The 25,899-nt window shown below is 72.3% G+C and carries 24 protein-coding genes and 1 pseudogene; 7 read left to right on the forward strand and 18 right to left on the reverse strand.

The annotated features are described in order from the left end of the window. Positions 1 to 11 precede the first annotated feature (11 nt). The 6 genes from ACFWVP_RS04345 to ACFWVP_RS04370 all read right to left on the reverse strand — a co-directional run bounded on the left by ACFWVP_RS04345 (position 12) and on the right by ACFWVP_RS04370 (position 5,982). Positions 12 to 926, reverse strand: a complete 915-nt coding sequence (locus ACFWVP_RS04345) for a PfkB family carbohydrate kinase (protein WP_384493450.1) — start codon at positions 924 to 926, stop codon at positions 12 to 14. Beyond that, positions 923 to 1,912 (reverse strand): zinc-dependent alcohol dehydrogenase family protein, encoded by a 990-nt coding sequence (locus ACFWVP_RS04350; protein WP_384493452.1) that lies wholly within the window; start codon positions 1,910 to 1,912, stop codon positions 923 to 925. Before ACFWVP_RS04350 ends, ACFWVP_RS04345 begins: the two co-directional genes overlap by 4 nt. Continuing rightward, complete coding sequence (locus tag ACFWVP_RS04355; RefSeq protein WP_384493454.1) at positions 1,912 to 2,787, reverse strand: carbohydrate ABC transporter permease; 876 nt, start codon at positions 2,785 to 2,787, stop codon at positions 1,912 to 1,914. Before ACFWVP_RS04355 ends, ACFWVP_RS04350 begins: the two co-directional genes overlap by 1 nt. Further along, a complete protein-coding gene (locus tag ACFWVP_RS04360) occupies positions 2,784 to 3,746 on the reverse strand; it encodes a carbohydrate ABC transporter permease (protein ID WP_384493456.1) in 963 nt (320 codons plus the stop codon). The genes ACFWVP_RS04355 and ACFWVP_RS04360 overlap by 4 nt, the downstream gene beginning before the upstream one ends. Beyond that, complete coding sequence (locus ACFWVP_RS04365) at positions 3,743 to 5,101, reverse strand: ABC transporter substrate-binding protein (protein ID WP_384493458.1); 1,359 nt, start codon at positions 5,099 to 5,101, stop codon at positions 3,743 to 3,745. The genes ACFWVP_RS04360 and ACFWVP_RS04365 overlap by 4 nt, the downstream gene beginning before the upstream one ends. A gap of 119 nt (positions 5,102 to 5,220) precedes the next feature. Beyond that, positions 5,221 to 5,982 (reverse strand): DeoR/GlpR family DNA-binding transcription regulator, encoded by a 762-nt coding sequence (locus ACFWVP_RS04370; RefSeq protein ID WP_384493460.1) that lies wholly within the window; start codon positions 5,980 to 5,982, stop codon positions 5,221 to 5,223. A gap of 451 nt (positions 5,983 to 6,433) precedes the next feature. Here ACFWVP_RS04370 and ACFWVP_RS04375 point away from each other — a divergent pair, with 451 nt between their 5' ends. The 3 genes from ACFWVP_RS04375 (at position 6,434) to ACFWVP_RS04385 (ending at position 9,842) form a co-directional block, all read left to right on the forward strand. Then, a complete protein-coding gene (locus ACFWVP_RS04375; RefSeq protein WP_384493461.1) occupies positions 6,434 to 8,209 on the forward strand; it encodes a lysyl oxidase family protein in 1,776 nt (591 codons plus the stop codon). Between the two features lie 144 nt (positions 8,210 to 8,353). Continuing rightward, complete coding sequence (locus tag ACFWVP_RS04380; RefSeq protein WP_384493463.1) at positions 8,354 to 9,139, forward strand: SAM-dependent methyltransferase; 786 nt, start codon at positions 8,354 to 8,356, stop codon at positions 9,137 to 9,139. A 34-nt stretch (positions 9,140 to 9,173) separates the two neighbouring features. Continuing rightward, positions 9,174 to 9,842, forward strand: a complete 669-nt coding sequence (locus tag ACFWVP_RS04385; RefSeq protein ID WP_384493464.1) for a class I SAM-dependent methyltransferase — start codon at positions 9,174 to 9,176, stop codon at positions 9,840 to 9,842. 173 nt (positions 9,843 to 10,015) lie between these two features. On the opposite strand, the gene ACFWVP_RS04390 is transcribed toward ACFWVP_RS04385, so the two are convergent. The 8 genes and pseudogenes from ACFWVP_RS04390 to ACFWVP_RS04425 form a co-directional block, all read right to left on the reverse strand. Next, on the reverse strand, positions 10,016 to 10,798 hold the full coding sequence (locus ACFWVP_RS04390) for a hypothetical protein (protein ID WP_384493465.1): 783 nt from the start codon (positions 10,796 to 10,798) through the stop codon (positions 10,016 to 10,018). Next, positions 10,795 to 11,424, reverse strand: coding sequence for an RNA polymerase sigma factor (locus ACFWVP_RS04395; RefSeq protein WP_384493467.1), 630 nt, complete (start codon positions 11,422 to 11,424; stop codon positions 10,795 to 10,797). The genes ACFWVP_RS04390 and ACFWVP_RS04395 overlap by 4 nt, the downstream gene beginning before the upstream one ends. Before the next feature lie 59 nt (positions 11,425 to 11,483). Beyond that, on the reverse strand, positions 11,484 to 14,207 hold the full coding sequence (locus ACFWVP_RS04400) for a SpoIIE family protein phosphatase (protein ID WP_384493469.1): 2,724 nt from the start codon (positions 14,205 to 14,207) through the stop codon (positions 11,484 to 11,486). Positions 14,208 to 14,264: 57 nt separating this feature from the next. Continuing rightward, positions 14,265 to 14,544, reverse strand: a pseudogene (locus ACFWVP_RS04405) (MMPL family transporter); the annotation flags it as partial. 17 nt (positions 14,545 to 14,561) lie between these two features. Continuing rightward, complete coding sequence (locus ACFWVP_RS04410) at positions 14,562 to 15,326, reverse strand: YqjF family protein (RefSeq protein WP_384493471.1); 765 nt, start codon at positions 15,324 to 15,326, stop codon at positions 14,562 to 14,564. Positions 15,327 to 15,378: 52 nt separating this feature from the next. Continuing rightward, entirely contained in the window at positions 15,379 to 16,392 is a 1,014-nt protein-coding gene (locus ACFWVP_RS04415; RefSeq protein ID WP_384493472.1) for an NAD(P)/FAD-dependent oxidoreductase, read from the reverse strand. After that, positions 16,389 to 16,916 carry an isoprenylcysteine carboxyl methyltransferase family protein gene (locus tag ACFWVP_RS04420; RefSeq protein WP_384493474.1) on the reverse strand — a complete coding sequence of 176 codons (528 nt, stop codon included), beginning with the start codon at positions 16,914 to 16,916 and terminating at the stop codon, positions 16,389 to 16,391. Before ACFWVP_RS04420 ends, ACFWVP_RS04415 begins: the two co-directional genes overlap by 4 nt. 13 nt (positions 16,917 to 16,929) lie before the next feature. Continuing rightward, entirely contained in the window at positions 16,930 to 17,985 is a 1,056-nt protein-coding gene (locus ACFWVP_RS04425) for a type III polyketide synthase (RefSeq protein WP_384493476.1), read from the reverse strand. 127 nt (positions 17,986 to 18,112) lie between these two features. On the opposite strand from ACFWVP_RS04425, the gene ACFWVP_RS04430 reads away from it, so the two are divergent. Next, positions 18,113 to 18,961, forward strand: a complete 849-nt coding sequence (locus ACFWVP_RS04430) for a UbiA family prenyltransferase (RefSeq protein WP_384493670.1) — start codon at positions 18,113 to 18,115, stop codon at positions 18,959 to 18,961. Positions 18,962 to 19,020: 59 nt separating this feature from the next. On the opposite strand, the gene ACFWVP_RS04435 is transcribed toward ACFWVP_RS04430, so the two are convergent. The 4 genes from ACFWVP_RS04435 to ACFWVP_RS04450 all read right to left on the reverse strand — a co-directional run bounded on the left by ACFWVP_RS04435 (position 19,021) and on the right by ACFWVP_RS04450 (position 22,790). Next, positions 19,021 to 19,908, reverse strand: coding sequence for a carbohydrate ABC transporter permease (locus ACFWVP_RS04435; protein WP_384493478.1), 888 nt, complete (start codon positions 19,906 to 19,908; stop codon positions 19,021 to 19,023). After that, the gene (locus tag ACFWVP_RS04440) at positions 19,905 to 20,864 is read right to left on the reverse strand and encodes a carbohydrate ABC transporter permease (RefSeq protein ID WP_384493480.1); all 960 of its coding nucleotides are present in this window, start codon (positions 20,862 to 20,864) and stop codon (positions 19,905 to 19,907) included. The genes ACFWVP_RS04435 and ACFWVP_RS04440 overlap by 4 nt, the downstream gene beginning before the upstream one ends. Continuing rightward, positions 20,861 to 22,192 (reverse strand): extracellular solute-binding protein, encoded by a 1,332-nt coding sequence (locus ACFWVP_RS04445; RefSeq protein WP_384493481.1) that lies wholly within the window; start codon positions 22,190 to 22,192, stop codon positions 20,861 to 20,863. Before ACFWVP_RS04445 ends, ACFWVP_RS04440 begins: the two co-directional genes overlap by 4 nt. Positions 22,193 to 22,316: 124 nt before the next feature. Continuing rightward, a complete protein-coding gene (locus ACFWVP_RS04450; RefSeq protein ID WP_384493482.1) occupies positions 22,317 to 22,790 on the reverse strand; it encodes a hypothetical protein in 474 nt (157 codons plus the stop codon). Between the two features lie 261 nt (positions 22,791 to 23,051). Between ACFWVP_RS04450 and ACFWVP_RS04455 the strand changes: the two genes are divergently transcribed. The 3 genes from ACFWVP_RS04455 to ACFWVP_RS04465 are packed head-to-tail and all read left to right on the forward strand — an operon-like array spanning position 23,052 to position 25,808. Next, complete coding sequence (locus ACFWVP_RS04455) at positions 23,052 to 23,183, forward strand: hypothetical protein (protein ID WP_384493484.1); 132 nt, start codon at positions 23,052 to 23,054, stop codon at positions 23,181 to 23,183. A 51-nt stretch (positions 23,184 to 23,234) separates the two neighbouring features. After that, positions 23,235 to 24,146 carry a diiron oxygenase gene (locus ACFWVP_RS04460; protein WP_384493486.1) on the forward strand — a complete coding sequence of 304 codons (912 nt, stop codon included), beginning with the start codon at positions 23,235 to 23,237 and terminating at the stop codon, positions 24,144 to 24,146. A gap of 12 nt (positions 24,147 to 24,158) precedes the next feature. Continuing rightward, positions 24,159 to 25,808: an FAD-dependent oxidoreductase gene (locus ACFWVP_RS04465; RefSeq protein WP_384493488.1), complete on the forward strand. Its 1,650-nt coding sequence runs from the start codon at positions 24,159 to 24,161 to the stop codon at positions 25,806 to 25,808. The last annotated feature ends 91 nt before the right edge of the window (positions 25,809 to 25,899 follow it).

A 25,899-nucleotide genomic window follows, 5' to 3' on the forward strand; every position in this document is an offset into this window, starting at 1 on the left:
GACCGGGGGCGTCAGGTGCGGGCGGGGGCCGAGGGCTCGGTGCCGGCCCGGGAGCACACCGATGCGGCGACCTCGGAGGCGTGGGCCAGCACGTCGTGTGCCCCCTGGACGCCGGGCGTGCCGGTGAAGGAGCCGCCCGCGCCCAGCCGGTTCAGCAGTCCCGCGAGGAAGGCGTCGCCGGCTCCGATGGTGTTGACCACCTCGACCGGGGTGGCCGCCACCGACACCGGCGGTGCGGTGGAGGTGTACGCGGTGCTGCCCCGGGCGCCCCTGGTCATCACCACGAGCCGGCCGCCGGCCGCGAGGCCGGCGCAGGTCTCCTCCGGGTCCGCGCCCGGCCACAGGCGCGCCAGGTCCTCGTCGCTGGCCTTGACGACGTGGGCGAGGCGGCAGAGCTCGCGCAGCGCCGCCAGGCTCCGTTCCGGGTCGAGGGTGCGGTCCTCCCGGACGTTGGGGTCCACGACGAGCAGGGAGTGCTCGGCCGCCGCGTGGGCGGTCGCCCGTACGGCCTCGGCCCCGGGGTCCACGACCGCCGCGAGGCCGCCCACGTACACGGCGCCGAAGCGGCCGGCCTGCGCCGAGACGTCCGGCAGCCGGAAGGTGGCGGTGTCCTGGAGGTGGAAGTGGTAGCCGGTCCCCTCGGTTCCGGGGTCCGCTACGGCGAGGGCGGTCGGCAGGGCGGACCGGGCGCAGAGGCCGAGATCCACTCCCGCCGTCCGCAGGCGCTCCTCGATGGTGCGGGCGAAGCCGTCGCCGCCCAGGCCGCCGGCGAACGCGGTCGGTGTGCCGAGCCGGGCGAGCCCGACCGCGACGTTGGCGGGTGCTCCGCCGAACTGCGCGGCCCGGACGTTCCCGTCCCCCTCCACCGGTACGAGGTCGATGAGCGCCTCGCCGACGACGAGGACGTGGCCGGGCCCGCCCGTCACGGCTGCACCACGATCTTGCGGCCGATGCCGGCCTTGAAGCGGTCGATGGCCTGCGGGTACTGCTCCAGGGGCAGCCGGTCGCTGATGAAGACGGCGGGGTCGAGCACTCCGGTGGCGAAGAGCGCGGCGGCGCGTTCGTAGCTGTGCAGCACCGCCATCGAACCGGTGATGGTGATCTCCTGGTTGTAGATGCGGTAGGGCTCGATGACCGCCGTCGTCGCGTAGTCGGCCACGCCGAACTGGAGGAAGGTGCCGCCCTTGGCGACGCGCCCCAGTCCGTCCTGGATGGCCCCGGCGTTGCCGGTCGCGTCGATGACGACGTCCCAGCCGCCGGGCCGGTCCAGCTCGTCGGCCCCGGCGGCGGACCGGGAGCAGCCGAGGAGGCCCGCCGTGGCGAGGCGGTCGGGGTTGACGTCCAGGACGTCGACGGCCGCGGCGCCGGTGCGCTTGGCGAGTTCCAGCATCATCAGGCCCATGGTGCCGGAGCCGTAGATCAGCACCTCGGCGCCCAGGGTGCTGTTCAGGACGTCGTATCCGCGGACCGCGCAGGACAGCGGCTCGATGAGGGCCGCGTCCTTCACGTCGATGTGCTCGGGCAGCCTGACGCAGTTGGCGACGGGGGCCACCGCGTACTGAGCGGCCCCGCCGGGCTCGGTGACGCCGATGGCGGCCCACCGCTCGCAGAGGTTGCCGCGTCCGAGGCGGCAGTAGCGGCACTCGTGGCAGTGCAGCGAGGGGTCGACGGCGACCAGGTCGCCGACGGCGAGCTCCGTGACGTCGCGCCCGGTGCCGACGATCTCGCCGGCGAACTCGTGGCCCGGGACGATGGGCAGGGTGGGTGCGAACTCCCCTTGGAGGATGTGCAGATCGGTCCCGCACAGTCCGCAGGAGGCGACGGCCACGACGACGTCGCGGGGGCCCGGTGTGGGGTCGGGGACAGTGGTGACGGATACCTTGCCGGGGGCTTCGACGATCGCTGCCCGCATTATTTCACTGCTCCGAGGGAGAGGCCCTGGACGAGTTTGTCCTGGGCGGCGTAGCCGGCGGCGAGCACCGGCAGGGACACGACGACGGACGCGGCGCACAGCTGGGCCAGGAAGAGGCCCTGGCTGGTGACGAATCCGGTGAGGAAGACGGGTGCGGTCTGGGCGACGACGCCGGTGAGCACCCGCGCGAAGAGCAGTTCGTTCCAGCTGAAGATGAAGCAGATCAGCGCGGTGGCGGCGATTCCGGGGGCGGCCATCGGCGCGACCACGCGGACCAGGACGGTCGGCAGCCGGGCACCGTCGACCTGGGCGGCCTCGATGACCGAGACCGGCACGTCCGCGAGGAAGGACTGCATCATCCAGACGGCGATCGGCAGGTTCATCGAGGTGTAGAGCAGGACGAGGAGCCAGATGTTGTCGAGCATCCCGGTGTTCTTGGCGAACAGGTAGACGGGCAGGAGGCCGGCGACGACGGGCAGCATCTTGGTGGAGAGGAAGAAGAACATGACGTCGGTCCACTTGCGGACGCGGCGGATGGAGAGCGCGTAGGCCGCCGGGAGTGCCAGCAGGAGTACCAGGACGGTGGAGAAGAACGAGGCGCCCAGGGAGTTGAGCAGGGGCGGCCACGGGGTCACGCCGGTGTCGGCGCCGAAGAAGGCGCGGTAGCCGTCGAGGGTCAGCGGTGCGGTGAGGGAGGGCGGGTTGGTCGCGGCGTCCGACTCCGCGTGCAGGGAGGTCAGGAGCATCCAGAGCGCGGGCAGGCAGAAGGCGAGTCCTGCCGCCCAGGCCAGCAGGCCCAGTGCGGTGGAGCGGCGCTTGGCCCGCCGCAGGGCACGTGGGACGGACGTGGTGGCGGGAACGGTGGCAGCGGTCATGCGCGGTTCGCCTCCTCGCTGAAGAGGGACGAGACGGTCCGGAGCGCGAAGGTGGCGATGATGATCGTGCCGATCACGACGACGACTCCCGCGGCGGACGCCAGTCCGTATTCATGGGCTCGGTAGAAGGTCTGGTAGATCGTGTACGGGAGGTTGGCGGTGCCGAGGCCTCCGGCGGTGATGGTGAACACCGCGTCGAAGTTCTGCACGATGTGGACGGCGCCGAGCAGGACACCGAGTTCGAGGTATCTGCGCAGGTGCGGCAGGGTCAGGTAGCGGAAGGTCTGCCAGGCGCTCGCGCCGTCGAGCCGGGCGGCCTCCACGACCTCGGCGGGCCGGCTCTGCAGTCCCGCGAGCAGGATCAGCATCATGAACGGCGTCCACTGCCAGACCAGTGCGGCGACGACCGCGAGCAGCGGCATGTCCGCGATCCAGTCGGGCTGGCGCGGTGAGGTGTCGCCGAAGAGCTCACCCGCCCAGCTGAGCGCGCCGTTGAGGAGCCCGTACTCCGGGTTGTAGAGGGCGTGTTTCCACAGCAGCGCGGCGGAGACGGGGACGATCAGGAACGGGGTGATGAGCAGGGTGCGGACCAGGCCGCGGCCGAAGAACGTGCGGTCGAGCAGCAGGGCGAGCGCGAGTCCGACAACCACGGTGGTGATGACGACGCTCGCGGTGAGCAGGATCGTGGTGAGGACCGAGTCGCGCAGTGCCGCGTCGGTGAAGACGGAGGCGTAGTTCTCGAGGCCGTTGAAGCTGCGCTTGTCGGGGTTGAGGGAGTTCCAGTCGAAGAGGGAGATCACCAGGGTCGCCACGAAAGGCAGCTGGGTGACGACGATCAGGAAGACCAGTGCGGGCAGGAGCGGTGCCCGGGTGGCCCAGGCCCGTGGGCCCTTCCTGCGGGCCGCCGTGGCCGGTGGCTTCGGTGGGGTGACGGGTGAGGTGCTGACTGCTGTGGTCATCGGTACTCCTTGGCGACCTGCTCGGCCAGCTTCTGGGAGGCGGCCAGGGCCTGGTCCACGGACTGGCGGCCTGCGATGGCGGCGCTGATCTCCTGCGCGACCTTGGTGCCGAGATCGGTGAACTCGGGGATGCCGACGAACTGGATGCCGGCCGTGGGGCGCGGCTGGGTGCCCGGGTTCAGCGGGTCCGCGCCCGCGATGGCCTGCTCGGTGACGTCGGCGAACGCCCCGGCGGCCTCGAGGTAGGCGGGGTTGTCGTAGGTGGAGGCCCGTTTGCCGGCGGGCACGTCGGCCCAGCCGCTGGTCTCGCCGACGAGCGACTCGTACTCCTTGCCGGAGGCCCAGGAGATGAACTTCCACGCGTCGTCGGCCTTCTTGGAGGCCTTCTGGATGCCCCAGGCCCAGGTGTAGAGCCAGCCCGAGCTCTTGGTCCTCTCGACCGGTGCGGGCACGTATCCGATCTTCCCCTTCACCGGGGACTTCGCCGCCTCCAGCGATCCGGCGCCGGCCGTGGCGTCGTACCACATCGCGCTCTTGCCCTGCGTCATGTTGTTCAGGCACTCGGCGTACCCGGACTGGGAGGCGCCGCGCTCCCCGTGCTTCCGTACGAGGTCCACGTAGAAGCGGGTGGCTTCCTTGAATTCCGGGGAGGTGAGCCGCGGTTCCCAGTCCTCGGTGAACCAGGTGCCGCCCATGGTGTTGACGACCGTGGTGAGCGGTGCGATGACCTCGCCCCAACCGGGGAGTCCGCGCAGGCAGATGCCCTTCATACCGCGCTCGGCGCCGTCCGCCCGCGCCGCGAGTGCGGCCACCTGCTTCCAGGTGGGGCGCGCGGGCATCTCCAGCCCCTTCGCCTCGAAGACGTCCTTGCGGTACATGAGGAAGGAGGACTCGCCGTAGAAGGGTTCGGCGTAGAGCCTGCCGTCGGCGGTGAGCGAGTCCCGCAGGGGTTTGAGGATGTCGTCCTGGTCGAAGGCCGTGTCCTTCGCGGCGTACGTGTCGAGGGGGTGCAGCCAGTCGTTCTCCGCGAAGAACGGCACCTCGAAGTTGCTGATGGTGCCGACGTCGTACTGCCCGGCCTGGTTGGAGAAGTCCTGGCTGATCTTGTCGCGGACGTCGTTCTCCGGCAGCACGGTGAAGTTGACCTTGATGCCGGTCTCCTCGGTGAAGTGTTCCGCGGTCAGTTTCTGCAGCTCGACCATCTGCGGGTTGTTCACCATGAGTACGTTCAGTGCGTCACCTCCTCCGAAGGAGGTTCCGCCGGCTCCGGCGCATCCTGCGGTGAGGAGCGTCAGCGCCGCTGCGCCCGCGACCGCCCGCGCGCGGATCCCACAGCGTCGTTGCTGGTGGGGCATGTGTTCTCCTGATGGGTCGTAGCGGCTCGTGTGTCGCCGGCCGGGTGGCTCCGGTTCCGGGCATGGTGGTGCTGCCCCGCGGCCTCCTGGGAGGCAGGGTTCGGACCTTCGGGGCCGTCTCAGACGCGGATGACGTGCGGGCCGAGGAGGGAGTAGCGCTGGGCCTCCGCCGAGGGGAGCCCGGTGTCGGTGACGACGGCCTCGAAGTCGCCGACACCGGCGAAGCGGCAGAAGCTCACCGCCCCGAATTTCGTGTGTACGCCGGCGAAGACCCGGCGGCGGGAGCTGCGCATGGCCTGCGCCTTGACCTCGCCGACGGTCGGGTCCGGCGTGGTCAGTCCGTACTCACGGGAGATGCCGTTCGCGCCGACGTACGCCAGGTCGATGACGAAGTCGGCGAGCATGCGGGTGGCCCAGTGGTCGACCGTGGCCATGGTGCTGCTGCGAACGCGTCCCCCGAGCAGGAGCACGGTGGTCTTCTCGGCGTCCGCGAGGACCGTCGCGACGGCCAGGGAGGCCGTGACCACGGTCAGCGGACGGTCCCGGGGCAGGGCCTCGGCGATGAGCTGGGGGGTGAATCCCTCGTCGACGAAGACCGTTTCGGCGTCACCGAGCAGCTCGGCGGCGGCCGCCGCGATCCGTGACTTCTGCGGTACGTGGTGGGTGGTGCGCATCGCCAGGGTGGTCTCGAAGCCCGCGCTCTCCACCGGGTACGCGCCACCGTGCGTACGCCGGACCAGACCGTGTTCCTCAAGGGTGTGCAGATCGCGCCTGATCGTCTCCTTGGCCACCTGGAAACGTTCGGCCAGCCGGTTCACATCGACCGAACCGTCACGTCGGGCCGTTTCGAGAATTCCCCGTCGGCGTTCCTCGGTGCCCACGACACCATCCCTGTACTAGGTGCGAATCTGCCATGGCCCGGCGTCCGTTCGGGCCCTCGCATAGGTTGTACAAGCAGGGACACGTATCGGACCAGGCTGCCAGCGGCTCCTCCTGTGCCCGTTCGTGCCCGTTTCACCACCGCGTACGGCACTGGTGGTACGGCACCGCGTCGACCGCGGGGCAGGGGCTCCCTGCCCGCTTCGCTCGACGCCACGCCCGTATCGCGCCCGTTCGCGGTCACGGCGCACCGTCGGCAGGTGCCCCGGTTAGCACAGCCGCGCCCCATCCGGTGCCGAAACAACGCGACAACGTCTCATTCCGCACCACAAGACCTGTTTTCGGCCAACGATTCGTGACTCATGGGTCTGCGGACAACCACGGGGCCGTTCCTCGCCTCTCACGGACAAAGCTCCTCCGCCGCCCGACCGGGCATACGGAAATCGAGGAACGATGACCACCACAACCCCCCGCAGCCGGCTGTGGCGTCCGGCGGTGGCCGCCGGTGCGGCGATCGCCGTGATCGCCGGAGTCGCCGCCGCCTCCCCCGAGGGCAAGAAGGCGGTGCCGCCGCCGCAGCTCGGCCTGATCGCAGCCTCGGGTTCGGTGACGCTCGACTCGTGGAAGGACGACCCCGGCGTCTACCTGGATCTGGGGACGTACCTCACCGCGGGCAACTCCCCGTTCGAACTGCGGGTGACCCGGAAGTCCTACAAGGACCCGGTCGTCGCCACCCAGGTGATCCGCCAGGGGAAGAAGACCGAGACCAGGAAGCTCCCCGCGGGCCTCGTCGAGGACTTCTCGGGCCTGCCCGGCTTCCTCCAGGTCACGGTGAAGGACGCGGCGGGCAGGACCGTGCTGAACCGCACGGAGTCCTTCTGCCCGAACAACGCGTCGGGCCGGATCCGCCCCGACGCGCCGTCCACCTCGAAGTACCCGGAGAGCTGCCCCGTGAACCCGTTCACGCTCGGCTCCGTATGGGGTGTCGAGAACGGCTGGGCGGCGAACACCTACGCGGGCTACTACTCCGAGCCGGTCGCCCTCGGCGTCGGCAAGTACACCGCCAAGGTGTCCGTGACCAAGCGCTACCGCGACCTGTTCAAGATCGCTGACAAGCCGCAGACGGTCAAGGTGACCGTGCGCGAGCGCGGGGACGAGGAGACGGGGGCGGGCGTCGCGTCCCGGTCGGCCGGAGCACACGGCTCCCACACGGCCGGACACGCGTCAGGACACGCGTCAGGACACGCGTCGGGTCACGCGGCCGGAAACGAGGCCGCGCAGGCGTCCGGACACGCCGGTCACATCGCACCGCGCTCCCCCGCCCCGGCCTCCGCGACCAACGGCGCGGGCCCCGCGTACAACGTGGGCCACGGCCCGCACGCACCCGCGCCGGCCGCCCTCCCCTGGGCGCTCAAGCGGCAGAGCCTCCGGGCCGCTCAGGCCGGGGACGGCCCGGGACGCACGGACGGGTCGCGGCAGGCCCCCGCGGCGCAGCCCCTGGCGAAGCGTCCGACCGGCAAGGCCAAGGTGCCGAACGTGCCCAAGCCGGACCTGCGTTCACTGCCCGCCTACGGCATCACCGTCAGCGAAGGCGACGGGAGCGCCCCGGACAGGGACTTCCTGGCCTTCAGCGCCAACGTGTGGAACGCCGGACCGGCGCAGCTGGTGGTGGACGGATTCCGCGCCCCCGGCAAGGAGTTGATGGACGCCTACCAGTACTTCTACGACGCCTCGGGCAAGCAGGTCGGCTACACCCCGACCGGCACCATGGAATGGGACCCCCGCCCGGGTCACGAGCACTGGCACTTCACCGACTTCGCGAGCTACCGGCTCCTGAAGGCCGACCGGAAGGAGACCGTGCGCAGTGGCAAGGAGGCCTTCTGCCTGGCCAACACCGACGCGGTCGACTACACGGTGAAGAACGCCAACTGGCACCCGTACAACACCGACCTGTCCACGGCGTGCGGTCAGGAGAACTCGATCTCGGTGCGCGAGGTCCTGGACGTCGGCTCCGGTGACACGTACACCCAGGACCTGCCCGGCCAGTCCTTCGACATCACCGGCCTGGCGAACGGCACCTACTACATCCAGGTGCTCGCCAATCCGGAGAAGCGCCTCAAGGAGACCGACCTCACCAACAACAGCGCGCTGCGCAAGGTCGTCCTGGGCGGCAAGCCAGGCGCGCGTACCGTGACCGTGCCCGCGCACGGCCTGGTCGACGCCAACTGACGACAGCCTCGGCCGCGGGTCCCGGGAGGCCTTCCCGGGCCCGCGGCCCATCACGTGGCTACCTCGACTCCCCGTACCGCGGCGGAGTCGCTGTGGCAGAATCCGCAGGCGGAGCGGTCCACCACATCAGCAACGGAGCTCGTGATGACGCCGGCGACACCTCGGCCCCCGATCGACACCAGCAGGCCCCACTCGGCGCGCGTCTACGACTCGCTCCTCGGCGGCAAGGACAACTACCCGGTGGACCAGGCGGTCGCGGAGCACCTGCCGGCGGAGGCGAAGACCGGGGCGCGCCAGAACCGCGCGTTCATGAACCGGGCGACGGCCTGGCTGGCCGGTGAGGGCGTCGACCAGTTCCTCGACATCGGTACGGGGATTCCCACCGCCCCGAATCTGCACCAGATCGCCCAGGAGATCGCTCCGGCGTCGCGGGTCGTCTACTGCGACAACGACCCGATCGTGCTCCGGCACGCGGAAGCCCTGCTGATCAGCCGCCCGGAAGGCGCGACGGACTACGTCCACGCCGATGTGCGCGAGCCCGGCACGATCGTGGAGGCCGCCCGCAAGGTCCTGGACTTCGACCGCCCCGTCGCGCTCTCGCTCCTGGGTCTCCTGCACTTCCTGCCCGACGACGAGGACCCGTACGGCATCGTGCGCACCCTGGTCGCGACGTTGCGTCCAGGGAGTTACGTGGTGCTGTCCCAGGGTGCGTCGGACGTCAATCCCGAGCGCGGCGAGGAGGGTGCGGCCGAGTACGGCAAGGGCGGCATCCGGCTCGCCCTGCGCACCCGGGCCGAGTTCGCCCGCTTCTTCGACGGCCTGGACATCGTCGAGCCGGGCCTGGTGACGGCCCCCGAGTGGTTCCACGGCTCCGACGTGCCCCGGCCGGAGGAGAGCGGCCTGTACGTCGCGGTCGCCCGCGTCCCGTGACCCCGGGGCCGACATCAACGGAAGGGACGTCTCCATGAGCGACGCCTCCACGAGCGAGGGACACCGGCACCCGGCGGCGAGGGCGTTCGACGCCATCGGTGCCGATTACGAGCGGGCCTTCGTGGCTTCGGCCGCCCATCACGCCTCCCTGGAGTGGCTGTTGGGTGAGCTCGCACCGCACAGCCGGATCCTGGACGTGGGCAGCGGGACGGGACGGCCCACGGCCCAGGTCCTGGCCGGAGCGGGGCACGAGGTGCTGGGGGTCGACGTCTCGCCCGTGATGGTGGACCTGGCGTCCCGTCAGGTTCCCGGGGCGTCCTTCCGCTGCGCCGATATCCGTGAACTCCCCCTGAGGGAGGCCGGTTTCGACGCGGTCTGCGTCTACTTCTCGCTCCTGCAGATGTCCCGTGACGGACAGGCAGCCCTCGTACGGAAGCTCGCGCGGGCCCTGAGGCCCGGTGGCCGGATGGTCCTGGCGACGGTGCCACTGGACGTGGAGGACGTGACCGCGGTCTTCATGGGCCAGGAGGTACGGGTGACCAGTTTCGCCCCGGAGGCCTTCGTGGCACTCGCGGCCGGCGCCGGGCTGACGGTCCTGCGGGAGGAGCATACGGTCTTCACCCCGTCGCACCCCGGGGCTGCGCCGGAGCCCCATGTGTTCCTGCACTGCCGGCGGGACCCGGAGCCGGCGGCATCCGGCTGACGAGCGGACCGGGGTGACGGCCCGTCGGCGCGGGAGACCGGCTTCGGCTGCGCCGCGGTGCGGGTCTGCCGCACGGCCGGACCCCCGCCCGCCGGTCCCGACGCGACGGCCGGGCGCCCGCCGGACCGGTGGCGGGACGGGTCCGGCCACGCGCCTGCGGGCCGTGGGGCGGCCTACGCCGCTTCCGCGGTCCGGGCTGGTTCGGCCCTCGTCGTCCTGGCGGCCGTCGGTGACTTGGCGGCCTTCGCCTCCTTCGACGGTTTCACCGACTTCGACGACTTCGAGGGTTTCGCCGACTTCGGCGGTTTGGCGGACTTCGACGGCTTCACGGGTGGTGACGGCTTCGCGGATTTCGACGGTTCCCCGGCGCCGCTCTCCTCCAGCACCCGGTCGCAGAACTCGTCCACGCCGTCCTCCCCTCCCGCCGCCTCCGCGAGGCGTCCGAACGCCTGGCCCGAGCCGGCGCCGCCCCCCGCACTCCGGGCACGGCAGAGCCCCACCAGGCCCGGATCGGCCGGGCCGTACGCCGAGGCGGACGGTGCCGCCGGCCGCGGGCGCCATTCCCGCGTCGTGCCGGGTACGGGTACGGCCGCCGGGGGTAGGGCCGGACCCCGGGAGGTGTCCACCGTCGGTGCGGGACCGGGATCGCGGTCGAACGGCACGGGGACCACGCCCACGGCCATCGCCACACCGCCGAGCGCCGCCGACGCGACGACCGCGCCGAGTGCCGCCTTCCATGACGTCCCGGCGCCCCGCCGCCCGGCGGCCGGGCGCCAGTCGTCCCGCCTGCGGCCGCGCCCGGCACGGGTGGGGCCCCCCGCGTCGCGCGCCCGGCGGAACGCCGCGAGGGCCTGGGCCTCCCGCGCCGCCGTGCCTCGGCCCCGTACGGCGTCGGCAAGCGCCTCGATGTCCGGGGTCACCGGGGCCTCCTCCGGCTCCCGCTCTTCGCGTCTCATGTCTTGTCCCCCAGCGTGCGCGGCACGGCGGGCGTCACCGCGTCCGCCCGGCCCTCCGAGGCCATCTGCTCGGCCAGTCTCCTCAGCCCCCGGTACGCGGCCGTCCGCACCGCGCCCGGCCGTTTGCCCAGCACCCGCGCCGCCGCGGGCCCGTCCAGCCCGACGACCACGCGCAGGAGGACCGCCTCGGCCTGGTCGGGCGGCAGCCGCGCGATGCGTTCGAGCGCCCGGCGGGTCCCCAGCGACTCCAGGACCGCTCCCGCGGTGTCCGTCTGTCCGGGCAGGTCCAGGACGTCGCGCTCGCTCAGTGATATCAGGGGCCGCCGCTTCTGCCTGCGCAGGTGGTCCAGCGCCCGGTGGCGGGCGATCGTCGCCGTCCAGCCGCGGAACCCGGCGCCGTCACCGCGGAACCGCCCGAGGTCACGGGCGATCTCCAGCCACGCCTCCGAGGCGACGTCCTCCGCGTCGTCCCCGACCAGCCCGCGTACGTACCCCAGCAGTCCGGGGTGCACGATCCGGTAGGCCGTACCGAAAGCCTCCTCGTCCCCCTGCTGGGCACGCTCGACGGCCTCGCCGAGCCGCACGTCGTGCACCTGCGTTCGACGATGCTCCCCGCCCCTGTGCACACGTTCCTCTTCGATCGCCCCGGCACCTCTTACCCTCTGCGTCAGGACTCACGGAAACGTCACAGCTGTCGCGGGTCGCCGGCCGTCGGGTCGTCCGGGGGTGTCGACCCCAGAAGCGGCTGCTCGGTCCAGATGACCTTGCCGCCGTCGTCGGTGTACCGGGTGCCCCAGCGTTCCGCCAGCTGGGCGACGAGGAAGAGCCCACGGCCTCCCTCGTCCGTGGTGGCCGCCTGCCGTAGGTGGGGCGAGGTGCTGCTGCGGTCGGACACCTCGCAGATCAGGGTGCGGTCGCGCACCAGCCGGACGCGGATCGGGCCGGTGGCGTAGCGGATGGAGTTCGTGACCAGTTCGCTGAGGATCAGCTCGGTCGTGAACGCCTCCTCGGTCAGATTCCACGCGGTCAGGGTGCGGGACACCTCGGCCCGTACGCCGGACACCGCGGCGGGGTCGGATTCGACCTCCCAGTCGGCCACGTTCCCGGCGGCGAGCCGGCGCGTGCGGCCCACCAGCAGCGCGATGTCGTCGCGTGCCCGCACCGGCACGAGGACCCGCAGGACCGTCTCGCAGATCTCCTCGGGGGTCCGGTCCGGATGTCCTTCGAGGGTGGAGCGCAGCAGCTCCAGGCCCTCGTCGATGTCCCGGTGCCGGTCCTCGACGAGCCCGTCCGTGTAGAGCACCAGCCGGCTGTCCTCGGGGAGCTGCACGTCCAGGGTCTCGAAGGGAAGGCCGCCCAGGCCCAGCGGCGGTCCGCCGGGGACGTCGGCGAACGCCGCGGTGCCGTCGGGGCTGATGACGACCGGCTGGAGGTGGCCGGCCCGTGCCATGGTGCAGCGGCCGGTCGCCGGGTCGTAGATGGCGTACAGGCAGGTGGCTCCGGTGACACCGCCCTCCCCGCCGTCGGCCGTCTCGTCCCGGTCGATGCGGGCGACCAGTTCGTCCAGGTGCCACAGGAGTTCGTCGGGGGGCAGGTCCAGGGTCGAGAAGTTGTGGACGGCCGTGCGCAGGCGCCCCATGGTGGCGGCGGCGTGGAGTCCGTGGCCCACCACGTCCCCGACCACGAGGGCGACCCTGGCGCCGGGCAGCGGGATGATGTCGAACCAGTCGCCGCCGACCCCTCCCAGCCCGCCCTGTCCGGCCTGCGCGGGCAGGTACCGGTAGGCGGCGTCGATGGCGTTCTGGTCGGGGAGGCCGCGCGGCAGCAGGCTGCGCTGCAGGGTGACGGCGACGGTGTGCTCGCGCGAGTAGCGGCGGGCGTTGTCGATGCTCACGGCGGCGCGGGCGACGAGCTCCTCGGCGACGGACAGGTCCTCCTCCTCGAAGGGTTCGGGCTTCCCCGCCCGCCAGAAGGTGGCCACGCCCAGGATGACGCCCCGGGCGCGCAGTGGTACGGCGATCATCGAGTGGAAGCCGCAGGCCACGATCTGTTCGGCCCGCGCCGGGTTCTGCTGCTGCCATCCGGACAGCCGGGGCAGATCGGTGTCCAGGACCGCTTCCCCCCTGGCCAGGCGGCTTCCGATGGCGGTGCCCGGCAGGAAGCGGATCACCGACCCCAGCGGGTAGAGCCCCGTGTCGTGGCGTACGCCGCTGAACGCCGTGCGCCGCATGTCGCTGACCGCGCGGGCGGCGGTCGGCTCCTCCCCGTGCAGCACGCTCTCGGCCACGTCCACGGTGGCGAAGTCGGCGAATCTGGCCGTGCCGAAGTCCGCCAGCTCCTCGCACGTCCGTACGACGTCGAGAGCTGTGCCGATCTCCGTGCCCGCGTCGTAGAGCAGCTTCAGCCGGCCGCGTGCCACGTCCGCCTTGCCGGTCAGTGCCTGCAGCTCCGTGGTGTCGCGCAGCGTCGTCACACTGCCGGGCGGCCCGCCGTCCTGGTCCGTGGCACGCTGGCTGACGGCCAGAACCCGGTGCCCCACGGAGAGGACCTCGTCGGTCGCCACGCGTCCCGAGGACAGCAGCTCGCTGGTGACGGGGTCGAGCCCCAGCTCGGTGACGGAGCGGCCCTCGACGTCCGCGGGGAGTCCGAGGAGCCTTCGTGCCTCGTCGTTGGCCAGCAGCAGCCGCCCGTCGCCGCCGATGATGAGCACGCCCTCGCGCACCGCGTGCAGGACGGCGTCGTGGTGCTCGTACATCCGGGTCATCTCGGTCGGGCCGAGGCCGTGGGTCTGGCGCCGCAGCCGTCTGCTGACGAGCGCCGTACCGCCCGCGGTGAGGATCAGGATTCCCGCGGCGGCGCCGAACAGGAGGGGGAACTGCTCCTCCGAGACGCCGCTCACCCGGGCGATGGTGATGCCGGCGGACACCATGCCGATGACCTTGCCGTCCGGGCCGAAGACCGGCACGACGGCCTGTACCAGGGGCCCGATGGTTCCGGTGATCTTCTCGGTGACGACCTGGCCCTTCAGCGCGGGCTCCACGTCGCCGACGAACTTCTTCCCGATCCGGTCGGGCAGCGGATGGGTGTAGCGGACGGAGTCCAGGTTCAGCACGACGATGAAGTCGACCTTGGAGGCCTTCCGGGCCGCCTCCGCCTTGGGCTGGAGCACGGCACTGGGGTCGGGGCTCGTCAGGGCCGCGTCCATGCCGGGGGAGTTCGCGAAGGTTTCGGCCACGGCGACCGAGCGATTGCGTGCTTCCCGTTCGCTGGCGGCCCTGGACTGCAGCAGGAGCGCTGCCACGGCAGCCGTGACGAGCAACACCACGATCGCCACCTGCAGGAGAAAGACCTGACCTGCGACGGTTCTCATCCGGAGAAACGAGCGCGGGCGGCCGTAGCGTCCGGCCATGCCCCCCTTTTTACACCCTTGCCCTACCCCGGGCGAGCGGTACGGGCGGCCCGGTCATCAGCCTCTTTCCGGCTTCTTCGCCGGGCCGCCGTCCTCGCGGGCGAGCCGGTGCGGCCGGCGGACGCGCGGGCCGATGTCCAGGACGAGGGAGGTGACCAGCACGGACCGGACGACGAAGGTGTCCGGGAGCAGGCCCGGGGCGACGGCGAAGCCGGTCTCCGCGAAGGCCACGACCGGCAGGGTGCTCAGCACGGCGAGGGCGCCCGCCGGGGCCGGGCCCCCGAGGTGATCACCTCGCGGTGGCGGCGAGCCCCGTCACCATGCCCGCACGGGTGCCGTGCGGGACCTCGGCTGTCAAGGCGTCGGGATGCCTCCGGGGCGGGCCGGGAGGCCGAACCGGACGGGGACGCCGGGCGAGTAGAGCACGCTCACCGGCTCGCCCTCCGGCGCGGCCAGGCCCGCCGCCGTCACCAGGTTCTCGTCGCATTCGAGGAGCCTGGCGCGGTACAGGGGCCAGCGGGGATGGGTGTTCGCGAGGTAGGTCCGGCGTCCGAAGAAGGTGTTGTGCATGCCCCAGCGCGCGGTCAGGAAGTGTTCGAGGGCGTCGGGGCTCTCGACACGGTCGCCTATGCGCAGCACTATCCGGCTGTGCGCGCCCCGTGGTCCGGGCCAGCGCCGCCTGCTGGTGTACGTCAGGGTGTCGGCGTCCCGCCCGACGTCCATCCGGGACCATACGTACGGCAGTCGGAACATGGTCCGCGCCATGACCACGGGGATCAGCCGGGAGGCGTCCAGCGAGCGGAAGACCACTCCGCGGCGTCCTTGGGAGTCCACCGAGTACAGCCGCACGTTCGTTTCCGGGAACGTGCCGAGGTAGGGGACGCCGGGCAGGCGGAACCAGCCGACCCGGTGCATCCGGAAGGCCACGAGCCCGACGTAGGTGACGCCGTTCAGCGTGTCGGGGACCGTTCCGGCGGGCAGCAGCGGTGCCACGTCCGCGGGGTCGGCCGCCCAGTGCAGGAAGGCCAGGTCCAGCCAGGACTGGGTCATCAGGGAGCTCAGCGCGGGGTGCGGCGAGTCGGGGGTGATGGCCTGCGGGGTCACGGGGAGGGGCGGCACCCTGCCAGGATCGCAGAGCGGCCCGGCCGACGGGCACGGGGGCCGGGTTCCGCTACTGCAGGGCGCGCACCGCGGCCGCGAACACCGTCGGCAGGCGGTGGGCGGCGGGGACGATCAGCCGGGCGGCCTGCGGGTGCCGGGCCGCGGCCAGCAGCCCCTGGGTGAGCAGCCGGTGGCGGCGGGTCAGCCGTGCCCAGCGTGCGGGATAGGCCTCGGGGCGGTCCGCGGTGAGGCAGTCGACCGCCGCCGCCGCGGTCGCCGCGGCCAGGGCGATGCCCTCCCCGGTGAGGGCGTCGACATAGCCGGCCGCGTCTCCGACCAGCAGGACCCGTCCGGCCCGTTGGCTGCGCGCGGACTGCCGCAGGGGCCCGGCGCCGCGTACGGGGCCCGCCTCCGTGTCGCGGAGGGCGTCGGCCAGGGCGGGGAACGCCGCCAGGTGGTCGGCGTGGGAGCGGCGGTCGCCGCTGAGTACGGCGACACCCACGAGCCGGTCGCCGACGGGTGTCACGTACGCCTCGCAGCGGCGTGACCAGTGCACCTCGACGAGATCGGTCCATGGGGCGACCCGGTAGTGCCGGCGTAGTCCGTAGCGGCGGGGGGCGGAGACGGGGCGGTCGAGGCCGAGGGTGCGGCGCAGTGGTGAGTGCAGGCCGTCGGCGGCGATCAGCCAGCGTGCCGTCAGCCCCGCCGCGCCGATGCTGTCGTGTCCCTGCCGCACCTCCCCCACCCGGCCCGCCACGATCCGTACGCCGAGGTCCAGGGCCCGCCGGTACAGGGCGTCGTGGAGTGCGGTGCGGCGGACGCCGAGGCCGGGCGGGCCGCGGAAGGACGCCTCCGCGCTGCGGGCGCCCTCGACGTAGCGGATGCCGCGCAGTTCGCTGCCGGGGACCGTGACGCCCAGCGCTCGCAGCGCGGCCACACCGCTGGGCATGATGCCCTCACCGCAGGCCTTGTCCACGGGAGCGGCGCGGGGTTCGACCACGACGACCTCGCGGCCGGCCGCGGCGGCGCGGATGGCCGCCGCGAGTCCGGCGGGCCCGCCGCCGGCCACCAGGATGTCGATCATGTGCGGGCTGCCGTTTCCACGAGGCGGGCCAGGGCGCCGTCCTCGCAGCGGATGCGTACCGCCATGAGCGCCGCGTTCAGCAGGGTGAAGACGACGGCGGTCGCCCACGCGCCGTGGACGAGGGGCAGGGCGAGACCTTCGGCGGCGACCGCGGCGTAGTTGGGGTGGCGCAGCCACCGGTAGGGCCCGTCGGTCACCGGGGGCAGCCCGGGGACGACGATGACCCGGGTGTTCCAGCGGTGCCCGAGGGTGCGTACGCACCACCAGCGCAGTCCCTGCGCGGCGGCCACCACCGCGACCATGGCCCAGCCGTACCAGGGTACGAACGGGCGTTGCGCCGACCAGGTCTCGGCGAGGCATCCGGCGAGCAGGCCGGTGTGCAGGGCCACCATCGCCGGATAGTGACCGCGCCCGGACTCGATGCCGCCGCGTTCCAGGCTCCAGCGGGTGTTGCGCAGAGCCACGGAGAGCTCGGCGAGGCGCTCGGCGGCGACGGCGAGCACCAGGGCGGTGTACCAGATCACGTGTTCCTCCGGACTACCAGCGCAGCAGCACCAGTTCGCAGCAGAAGCCGGGCCCCATGGCCATCAGCAGGCCGGGGGTTCCCGGCTCGGGCCGGCGCTGTTCCAGGGTGTCCCGCAGGACGTGCAGGACCGAGGACGACGACAGGTTGCCCACCTCGGCCAGTGACCGCCAGGTGAGGTCGAGCGCCCCCTCGGGCAGGGAGAGGACGTCGGTGACGGCCTCCAGGACCTTGGGGCCGCCGGGGTGGCACACCCAGTGGGCGATGTCCTTCGGTTTGAGCCCGTGCTCGTCCAGGAATCCGCGGACGTCGTCGGCGAGATAGCGGCGTACGACGTCGGGGACGGCCGGGTCGAGCACCACCTTGAAGCCGGAGCTCCGGATGTCCCAGCCCATGACGTGTCCGGTGTCCGGGTACAGCCGGCTGCGGGTGTCCACCACTTCGGGGCCGTCCCCCCGCGCGTGGCGGCCTCCGACGAGGACCACGGCAGCCGCGCCGTCGCCGAACAGGGCCGTGGCGACCATGTTGGCGGGGGTCGCGTCGTCGCGCTGGAAGGTCAGCGAGCAGAGCTCGACGGAGAGGAGTACGGCCACCTGTCCGGGCCGGCCGAGCAGGTAGTCGTGGAGCCGGGCCACTCCGGCGGCTCCGGCGACGCAGCCCAGGCCGAAGACGGGGAGCCGTTTCACGTCGGGGCGCAGGCCGAGGCGGCCGACGAGCCGGGCGTCGACGGAGGGGGCGGCCACGCCCGTGACGGAGGTGAACAGCAGCAGGTCGACGTCGGTGGGCCGAAGCCCGGCCTTCCGCAGCGCCTCGCGTACGGCCCGGGCGCCCAGGTCGACGGCCGCGTCGATGAACACGTCGTTGGCCGCCCCGAAACCGTCCAGTTCGCCGTAGCGTTCCAGCGGCAGCACCATGTGCCGGGTGCGGACCCGGGCGTTCCGGTGGATCCGGTCCAGCACGCGGCGGTCCGCCCCGGCGGGCAGGCAGGTGCGCGCCACCATGTCGGTGACCGCCTGCTGGGTGTGGCGGTGCGGCGGCAGGACCCCGTGCACGGCGGCGATCCGGGTCATCCGCGTTCCCGCTTCGGAGACGTCATGGCCCACATCCTGCCCATGACTCGCGACAAATCCCTGCAAATGAGACGTGCGCTGCCGTGTTGACGCGATCCGCGGTGTCTACGATCGCCCGGTGGACACCATGGAACGGCCGGTATCCGACGGGCCCGCTCGCCCCGTGGCGGGGCTGGCGCTGTCCTGTCATCCCGGGCCGGTGGCGGCGGTCACCGTCCTGGTCACCGTCCTGGCCGCCGGGTCCGGGGCGGGGCTCGCCCGGTGCGCGGTGATCGCCGCCGCCGTGCTGGCGGGCCAGCTCTCGGTGGGCTGGTGCAACGACGCCCTGGACGCCCGGCGCGACGCCGAGGCCGGGCGGACGGACAAGCCGGTGGCCCGGGGCCTGGTGGACCGGGGCACGGTCCGGTGCGCGGCGGTCGTGTCGCTGGCGCTGTGCGTGCCCCTGTCGCTCGCGTGCGGCCCCGCCGCAGGTGCGGCGCACCTGGCCGGGGTCCTGGCGGCCTGGCTCTACAACCTGGGGCTGAAGGCGACGGCGCTGTCCTGGCTCCCGTACGCGATCGGCTTCGCGAGCCTGCCCTGTCTGGTCGCCCTGAGCCTGCCCGGCCGCCCCTGGCCCGCGTGGTGGGCGGTGACGGCGGGGGCGCTGCTCGGTGTCGCGGCCCATCTGGCCGATGTGCTGCCGGACATCGACGCGGATCTGGCGGCCGGAATCCGGGGCCTGCCCCAGCGGTGGGGCGCCGCCCGCACCCGCCTCCTGCTGCCGGTCCCGCTGGTGGCGGCGTCGGCGGTGCTGGTCCTGGGGCCCTCGGGGCCGGCGGGCGGGTGGGGGGCGGTCGCCCTCGCCCTGGCGGTGTCCGTGGCCGCTGCCGGGCTCGCGCGGGGCGGGTTCAGGCGGAAGGCGGCGCTCGCGGGGACGGTGGCCGCGGCGGCGGTGGATGTGGCGTTGCTGCTGGCACGGGGCACGGCGGCCGGCTGAACCGGCCGGTGCGGCCCGTACGGTCACCGGGGCTTCCGTACGGGCGCGCCCGGGGGCCCTTACCGGCCGGCGAGACCGGTGTGGGCGATGCCGCGCACGATCTGCCGCTGGAACAGTGCGAAGACGACCAGGAGCGGCAGTCCGGCGATGACGAGCGACGCCATGATCTGCGCGTACCGCACACCGAAGGACGACTGGACGTTGACGAGTCCGACGGGCAGGGTCATGCCGCCCGGGTCGGTGGTCACCAGGAACGGCCACAGGAAGTTGTTCCAGGTGGAGATGAAGGTGAAGATCGCCACGGCGGCGAGCACGGGCCGGGACAGCGGGATCACGATCGTCCAGAACACCCGCCAGCGCCCTGCGCCGTCCACGAAGGCGGCCTCCTCCAGTTCCCTCGGCACGCCCTCGAAGAACTTCACCAGGATGAACACCATGGCGGGCACGGCGACCTGGGGCAGGATCACACCCCAGTAGGTGTCGACGAGTCCGAGCTGCACCATCTCGTGGAACAGCGGCGCGATGAGCACCTGCGGGGGCACCATGATGCCGGCGAGCACCAGCCCGTAGAGCAGCCGGCGGCCCCGGAAGTCGGTGCGGGTGAATCCGTACGCGGCCATCGCGCAGGTCACGACGGTCAGCAAGGTCGTCATGAGGGAGATGTACGCCGAGTTCATGAGCCAGCGCATCAGCTCGCCGGACTCCCAGACCTTGGCGTACGCGTCGAAGGTGACGCGTGAGCCGATCCACGCGAGCGGGGTCTTCGTCGTCTCGCCCTCCGGTTTCAGCGAGGTGGCGACAGCCCAGGCGAGCGGGACGAGCCAGGCCGTGGTGAGGACCAGGGCGACGACGAGCAGGACGATCCTGCCGGGGGTCCAGCGCGGGCGGCGGCCGCCGGTGGCGGACCGCGGTGTGCGGCGGGCGGTGACGGTGGCGGAACCGCTCACTTCGCGGCCTCCTCAGCTCGGCGCCGGGACAGCAGCGGCTGCACCAGGGAGACGGTCAGGATCAGGGCGAAGAAGATGTAGGAGACGGCGGACGCGTAGCCGATGCGGTAGCCCGTGAAGCCCTGCTGGTAGACGTACTGCAGGATGGGCCGGGTGGAGTCGTCCGGGCCGCCGCCGGTCATGATGTAGACCTGGTCGAAGATCTTCAGCGAGGCGAGGACCTGGAGCACCACGACGAGTCCGGTGGTGCGGCGGAGCATCGGCAGGGTGATGTGCCACAGCCTGTGCTCGGCCCCGGCTCCGTCGAGTTCGGCGGCCTCGTACAGGTGTGCGGGAATGGCCTGGAGTGCGGCGAGGTACAGCAGGAAGTTGAAGCCGACGGTCCACCAGACGGTGGTCGCGACGACGGAGAGCATGGCGTACCGCTCGTCGCTCAGCCAGCCGATGCCCGGTTCCAGGCCGACGGCGGCGAGCATCTGGTCGGCGAGGCCGAAGCCGGAGGGGAAGATCATCTGCGCGAAGAGCAGACAGACGACACCGGACGGCAGCAGGAACGGCGCGAACCAGCTGAGCCGCCACAGCCACTGCACGACGCTCAGCTGATGGGCCAGCAGTGCGAGCCCCAGCCCGACGAGGACGAGCGGGACGGTGGACAGGACGGTGAACCAGACGGTGTTCCACAGCGAGGACCACACCTCGGGGTCGCCCATCGCCTCGGCGTAGTTGTCGAGGCCGACGAACTCGCCGCCGGTGCCGGTGATGTTCTCACTGGTCAGGCTCATGCCAACGCCGGAGATCAGTGGCCAGATCAGGAACGCGGCGTACACCAGCAGGAAGGGGGCGATGAACACCAGGCCGTGTTCGGTCCAGCTCCTGCGCACGGAGCGGGCCTGGCGGGCGGACACGGCCCCGGCCTTCCGGGCGACGGGGGGCGGTGCCGCGGTGGTGGAGGTCATGACACGGCTCCGGGAAGGGGGTTGCGGGTGTCGAGGAGGGTACGGAGACGGGCCCTGGCCTCGGTGAGCGCACCGCGGGGTGTGCGCGATCCGGTGAGGACGCCGGAGAAGACGGCGCCGAGCTCGATCCACAGACGGGAGGCGGAGCCGGCGAACCACGCGGGCTCGTCCAGCGCCACGTCGTCGATCACGTCGCGGTACTCGGACTGCGGCTTCAGCCGGAGGTACGCCGGATCCTCGAGCACCGGGAGGTAGGCGGGGACATGGCCGCCCTCGGCCCAGGCCACGGAGTTGCGGAGCATCCAGGCGACGAGGGTGTGCGCGGCCTCGTTCGGCGCGCCGCCGCGGTCGGCCTGGTGCGGCAGGACGAAGGTGTGGCAGTCGGCCTGTGTGGCGGCGCTGCCGAAGAGCGCGGGCACGCGGGTCATGGAGAACGGGAGCCCGGCGGTCCGGAAGGTGGTGATCTCCCATTCGCCGTTGAGGTGGAAGGCGGTCTGCCCGCCGTTGAAGATGCCCACGGAGGCGCCGTAGTCGGCACGGCGCACCATCAGGCCCTCCTCGGCGAGGGTGGCCAGGTACTCCAGGACGCGCAGGGCCTTGACGTCGTCGAGCGCGAGGCGCTTGCCGTCGGCGGACAGGACCGTGCCGCCGGTCTGGGCGTAGAAGGTGGAGAAGAGCCGCCAGGGTGTGATGCAGTCGGGGCCGAGCGTCTCGGTCACCAGTCCCGGCCGGCCGGTCACCTTCTTCGCGGCGCGCAGGGCGTCGGCGAACTCCTCAGGGCTCTTGATCGGCTTGAGTTTTCCGCCCTCCGTCAGCCCGGCCTTCTCGCACACCTCGCTCTGGTAGTAGAGGACGAAGGGGTGGGTGTCGAGCGGGACGGCGTACTGCTTGCCACCCACCCGGCCGCGGCGCCAGATCTCCGGCGGGAAGTCCTGCTCCCGCACGCCGTGTTCGGCCAGCAGGTCCAGGTCGAACGGGTCGATGAGCCTGCCGGGGGCGAATCCGGCGAGCCGGGCGAGGTGCAGGACGGCGAGCTCGGGCGCCCTGCCGCCGGCTCCGGCCATGCCGAGCTTGGTGTAGTACGGGGCTCCCCACTGCAGCGTCGCGGCCTCCAGCGCGATCTCCGGGTGGCCGGCCCGGAAGTCGTCCAGCATCGCCTGCATGTTGACGCCGTCGCCGCCGCCGAAGAGGTGCCAGTAGCGCAGGCGGGTCCGGCCGGGCCCGACGGCCGTGGCGGGCGCGGCGCAGCCGGACAGGGCTCCGGCCGCGGCCAGGGCGCCGGCGCCTGCCGTGAGGGCACGGCGCCGGCTGAGGTGGGGTGGATGCATGGCTGCTCCGGCTCCTTCGTCCTGTGGACAGCGGGAAGGAGGGCAGGAACCCCTGCCGTACGTTCGATATTTCGACGCCTGCCCGTCACTTCGGACGGGACCGTAGGCGCGGCACATCGCGGCGTCAATGACTCGCGCTGAAATTGCGAACGATGTTCGGGATGACGAACATCCGGTGCCTGAGCCCGGTGTTCGCAGGCGTCCACGTCCATGCCGAGGGTGTTCCGGAAGGCGGCGATCGTCCGGCCGATCGCGCCACGAGGCAGGTCCGCGTCCGCTCCATGCGCTCCACCACCTGGACCCGGTGCCGCTCCAGGAGGTCCAGCCGCTTCGCGCCGGCCGGCTCATTCCTGGCGGGCGCGATGTACTCACGGATGGCCGCGATCGGCAGCCCGGTCAAGCCGAGGTGCATGACCGCATCCGCCCGGTTACGCGAGATCACGCGCATCGCGGCGGCGCCGGACGCGGGGGCGGGGCGCCGGACGCGGGGGCGGGGCGCCGGACGCGGGGTGAGCCCTTCGCGCCCGTAGGGGCGCAGCGCGCCGACGCCCATGCCGCGGGCCGCCGCCTCGCCGATGAGCAGCCCTTCGGGCGGCACCTCGACCGTTACTCCGGCCGGGAGGGAATCGGATCGCCCAACCCTCCATCCCGCGACCTGGAACCCGCTCCGGGTCGAGCCCCGCCCGCCGTCCGGCCCGGAGCGCGCACGGGATACCGCGGGAAAGGAGGAGATGTCGCGGAGGAACACGCGCACTTCTTACTCGGGGGTAGGCTCACGCCGCATCCTTGTTATACCTTGCGTCTAACAAGGATGCGGCGGGCGACCGGCCCTCGTGTTCCACCGGAGGTGTCGGCCGTGGTGGCCGCACGGACGCGGGCCCCGTACGCCATCACCCACGACTCCGCGCCCGCCCACGCCACCCCCGCCGGGCAGGCACCGCACAGACTCCCCACGGCCGCCGTCACGGCAGGCCGTACCAACGGGAGGTGACAGCCCGTCACCTCAGCCGCATCTGTCACGCGCGAACCGAGGAGCCGCACCATGGCAAGCAGCACCGTTCGACCCGAGGCACAGGAACCGCACGAGCACGAGGTCGCCCGTCGACTGCTCGATTCGGCGGCGAAGCTGGCGTACGACCCGGCTACGGAAGTCGACTGGGAGACTCCACTCGACAAGGACTTCCACGGCGCGAGCCCGGAGTGGTGCACGCTGTACGGCACGGCGTACTGGGCCGAGCTCACCGACGCCCAGCGCAAGGAACTGACCCGGCAGGAAGCCGCGTCGGTGGCCAGCACGGGCATCTGGTTCGAGATGATCCTGCAGCAGATGGTGCTGCGTGACATCTACGCGAAGGACCCGACCGGCGCGGACGTCCAGTGGGCGCTGACCGAGATAGCCGAGGAGTGCCGGCACTCGATCATGTTCGCCCGCGGTGCCCAGAAGCTGGGCGCCCCCGCCTACCGGCCGCGCCGGCTCGCCGTGGAGCTGGGCCGGGCCTTCAAGACCGTGGCCTTCGGCGAGGCGGCGTACGCGGCGATCCTGGTCGCGGAGGAAGTCCTGGACGTCATGCAGCGCGACTGGATGCGGGACGAGCGGGTCGTGCCCTTCGTCCGCACCATCAACAACATCCATGTCGTCGAGGAGTCCCGGCACATGAAGTTCGCCCGCGCCGAGACGCGCAGGCACCTCGCGGGCGCCGGGCGGATCCGCCGCCAGATCCACGCGTTCGCCATCGCGGTCGCGTCCTACGTCATCGTCACCAGCATGGTCAACAAGGACGTCTACGCCAACGCGGGACTCGACAGGGAGCGCGCCATCGGCGAGGCGAAGGCCAACGAGCACCACAAGTCGATGATGCGTTCCAGTTGTTCGGGCCTGATGGAGTTCCTGGCCTCCGCGCGTCTGCTCACCAGGCCGGCTCTGGTGTTCTACAAGCGTGCCCACCTGATCTGAGCGGCGGACGACATGACCTACGCCATCACCCAGACGTGCTGCGGTGACGCCACCTGCATCGCCGCGTGCCCCGTCAACTGCATCCATCCGACGCCGGAGGAGGAGGACTTCGGCCGTACGGAGATGCTGTACATCGACCCGAAGGCATGCATCGACTGCGGTGCCTGCGCGGATGCCTGCCCGGTGGACGCGATCTTCCCGGTGGAGAGCCTGACCGGCGCGCAGCGGGAGTACGGCGCGGTCAACGCGGCGTACTTCGAGGACCGGGAGTCCGAACCCGCGGTCACGGGGCCGAACTTCCACGCGTGGAGCGCGCCCGCCTTCGAGCGCAGCCTCCCGTCCGACTTCGCCCCACTGCGGGTCGCGGTGGTGGGCACGGGCCCGGCAGGCATGTACGCGGCCGAGGACCTGCTGCTGCACACGGATGCCGAGGTGACACTCGTCGACCGGCTGCCCGTCGCGGGCGGCCTCATTCGCTACGGGGTGGCACCGGACCACCCGTCGACCAAGAGGGCCGGCGACGCCTTCGCCCGCTTCCACACGCATCCACGGGTCCGCATGCTCCTCGGTCTCGACGTGGGCAGGGACATCACGCGGGAGGAGCTCGCCGCGCACCACGACGCGGTGGTCTACGCGGTCGGTGCCGGCGCCGACCGCCGGCTCGGGATCCCGGGCGAGGAACTGCCCGGCAGCATCTCGGCGACGACGTTCGTCTCCTGGTACAACGCCCACCCGGAGGTCGCGGCGGACGCCGTCGGCCTGTCGACGCGACGGGTCGTCGTGGTCGGCAACGGCAATGTCGCCGTCGACGCCGCCCGGATCCTCGTGTCGGACCCGGACACGCTGGCGGGCAGCGACATCGCCGGTCACGCCCTCGACGCCCTGCGCTCCGGCGGGGTGCGCGAGGTGGTGCTGCTCGGACGGCGGGGCCCCGGGGAGGCGGCGTACACCCGGCCCGAGCTCCTCGCCCTCAAGCACCTGCCCGGCGTGGAGCTGGTCGTCGACGACCACGACCCGCGGACCGGCGCGGCGATCGACGCCGCCGGACCACGCGACAAGGCCGCGGTCCTGCGAGGCGTCGCCCGCGAGCGGATCGACTGGGCAGCCGCGCCCACGGCGGGCCGGCGCATCGTGCTCCGCTTCCACTCCGCGCCCGTGGAGGCGCTCGGCGACGGCGCGGTCCGTGCCGTTCGCGTCACGGGCGGGGCCGATGGCACCGAGATCCCGGCCGGAACGCTGCTGCGGGCGGTCGGCTACCGCGGTGTGCCGGTGGCCGGACTGCCGTTCGACGAGGCGAGCGGCACCGTTCCGCACGAGGGCGGACGTGTGCCGGGCCTGCCGGGTACGTATGTCGTGGGATGGATCAAGCGGGGCCCCTCGGGCGGTATCGGCGCCAACCGGACCTGCGCCGCCGAGACGGTCGGGACCCTGCTGGCGGACGCCGTCGCCGGGACGCTGCCCACGCCGGAACACGGACCGAAGGAGTTCCGCCGACTGGTGCGGCGCCGCAACCGCCGGATCGTCGACGCCCGCGGTCTGGCGGAGATCGAGCGTACCGAACTGGCCCTCGGCGCCCGGGAGGGCCGGGCCCGCGTCAAGCTCTCGACGGTCCCGGAGCTGGTGGCGGCGGCACGGGGTGGCCGCTGGAAGCCCTCACGCTGAGGCGCCGTGCCTGTGCGGCCGCGGGGCGGGACCGGACGGGCCCGCCCCGCGCGCGACCGTGCCACGCCGGGTGTTTCCGCGCGGGGCTTCA

Origin of the sequence: Streptomyces sp. NPDC058637, from assembly GCF_042717325.1 — a bacterium.
In the GTDB taxonomy this organism is placed as follows: Bacteria; Actinomycetota; Actinomycetes; order Streptomycetales; family Streptomycetaceae; genus Streptomyces.

Excerpts from the sequence above, each read along its gene's own strand:
- ACFWVP_RS04350 (WP_384493452.1), bottom strand. The coding sequence starts at position 1,912 with ATGCGGGCAGCGATCGTCGAAGCCCCCGGCAAGGTATCCGTCACCACT.
- ACFWVP_RS04355 (WP_384493454.1), bottom strand. The coding sequence starts at position 2,787 with ATGACCGCTGCCACCGTTCCCGCCACCACGTCCGTCCCACGTGCCCTG.
- ACFWVP_RS04360 (WP_384493456.1), bottom strand. The coding sequence starts at position 3,746 with ATGACCACAGCAGTCAGCACCTCACCCGTCACCCCACCGAAGCCACCG.
- ACFWVP_RS04365 (WP_384493458.1), bottom strand. The coding sequence starts at position 5,101 with ATGCCCCACCAGCAACGACGCTGTGGGATCCGCGCGCGGGCGGTCGCG.
- ACFWVP_RS04375 (WP_384493461.1), top strand. The coding sequence starts at position 6,434 with ATGACCACCACAACCCCCCGCAGCCGGCTGTGGCGTCCGGCGGTGGCC.
- ACFWVP_RS04380 (WP_384493463.1), top strand. The coding sequence starts at position 8,354 with ATGACGCCGGCGACACCTCGGCCCCCGATCGACACCAGCAGGCCCCAC.
- ACFWVP_RS04385 (WP_384493464.1), top strand. The coding sequence starts at position 9,174 with ATGAGCGACGCCTCCACGAGCGAGGGACACCGGCACCCGGCGGCGAGG.
- ACFWVP_RS04390 (WP_384493465.1), bottom strand. The coding sequence starts at position 10,798 with ATGAGACGCGAAGAGCGGGAGCCGGAGGAGGCCCCGGTGACCCCGGAC.
- ACFWVP_RS04400 (WP_384493469.1), bottom strand. The coding sequence starts at position 14,207 with ATGGCCGGACGCTACGGCCGCCCGCGCTCGTTTCTCCGGATGAGAACC.
- ACFWVP_RS04415 (WP_384493472.1), bottom strand. The coding sequence starts at position 16,392 with ATGATCGACATCCTGGTGGCCGGCGGCGGGCCCGCCGGACTCGCGGCG.
- ACFWVP_RS04425 (WP_384493476.1), bottom strand. The coding sequence starts at position 17,985 with ATGACCCGGATCGCCGCCGTGCACGGGGTCCTGCCGCCGCACCGCCAC.
- ACFWVP_RS04430 (WP_384493670.1), top strand. The coding sequence starts at position 18,113 with ATGGAACGGCCGGTATCCGACGGGCCCGCTCGCCCCGTGGCGGGGCTG.
- ACFWVP_RS04440 (WP_384493480.1), bottom strand. The coding sequence starts at position 20,864 with ATGACCTCCACCACCGCGGCACCGCCCCCCGTCGCCCGGAAGGCCGGG.
- ACFWVP_RS04445 (WP_384493481.1), bottom strand. The coding sequence starts at position 22,192 with ATGCATCCACCCCACCTCAGCCGGCGCCGTGCCCTCACGGCAGGCGCC.
- ACFWVP_RS04460 (WP_384493486.1), top strand. The coding sequence starts at position 23,235 with ATGGCAAGCAGCACCGTTCGACCCGAGGCACAGGAACCGCACGAGCAC.
- ACFWVP_RS04465 (WP_384493488.1), top strand. The coding sequence starts at position 24,159 with ATGACCTACGCCATCACCCAGACGTGCTGCGGTGACGCCACCTGCATC.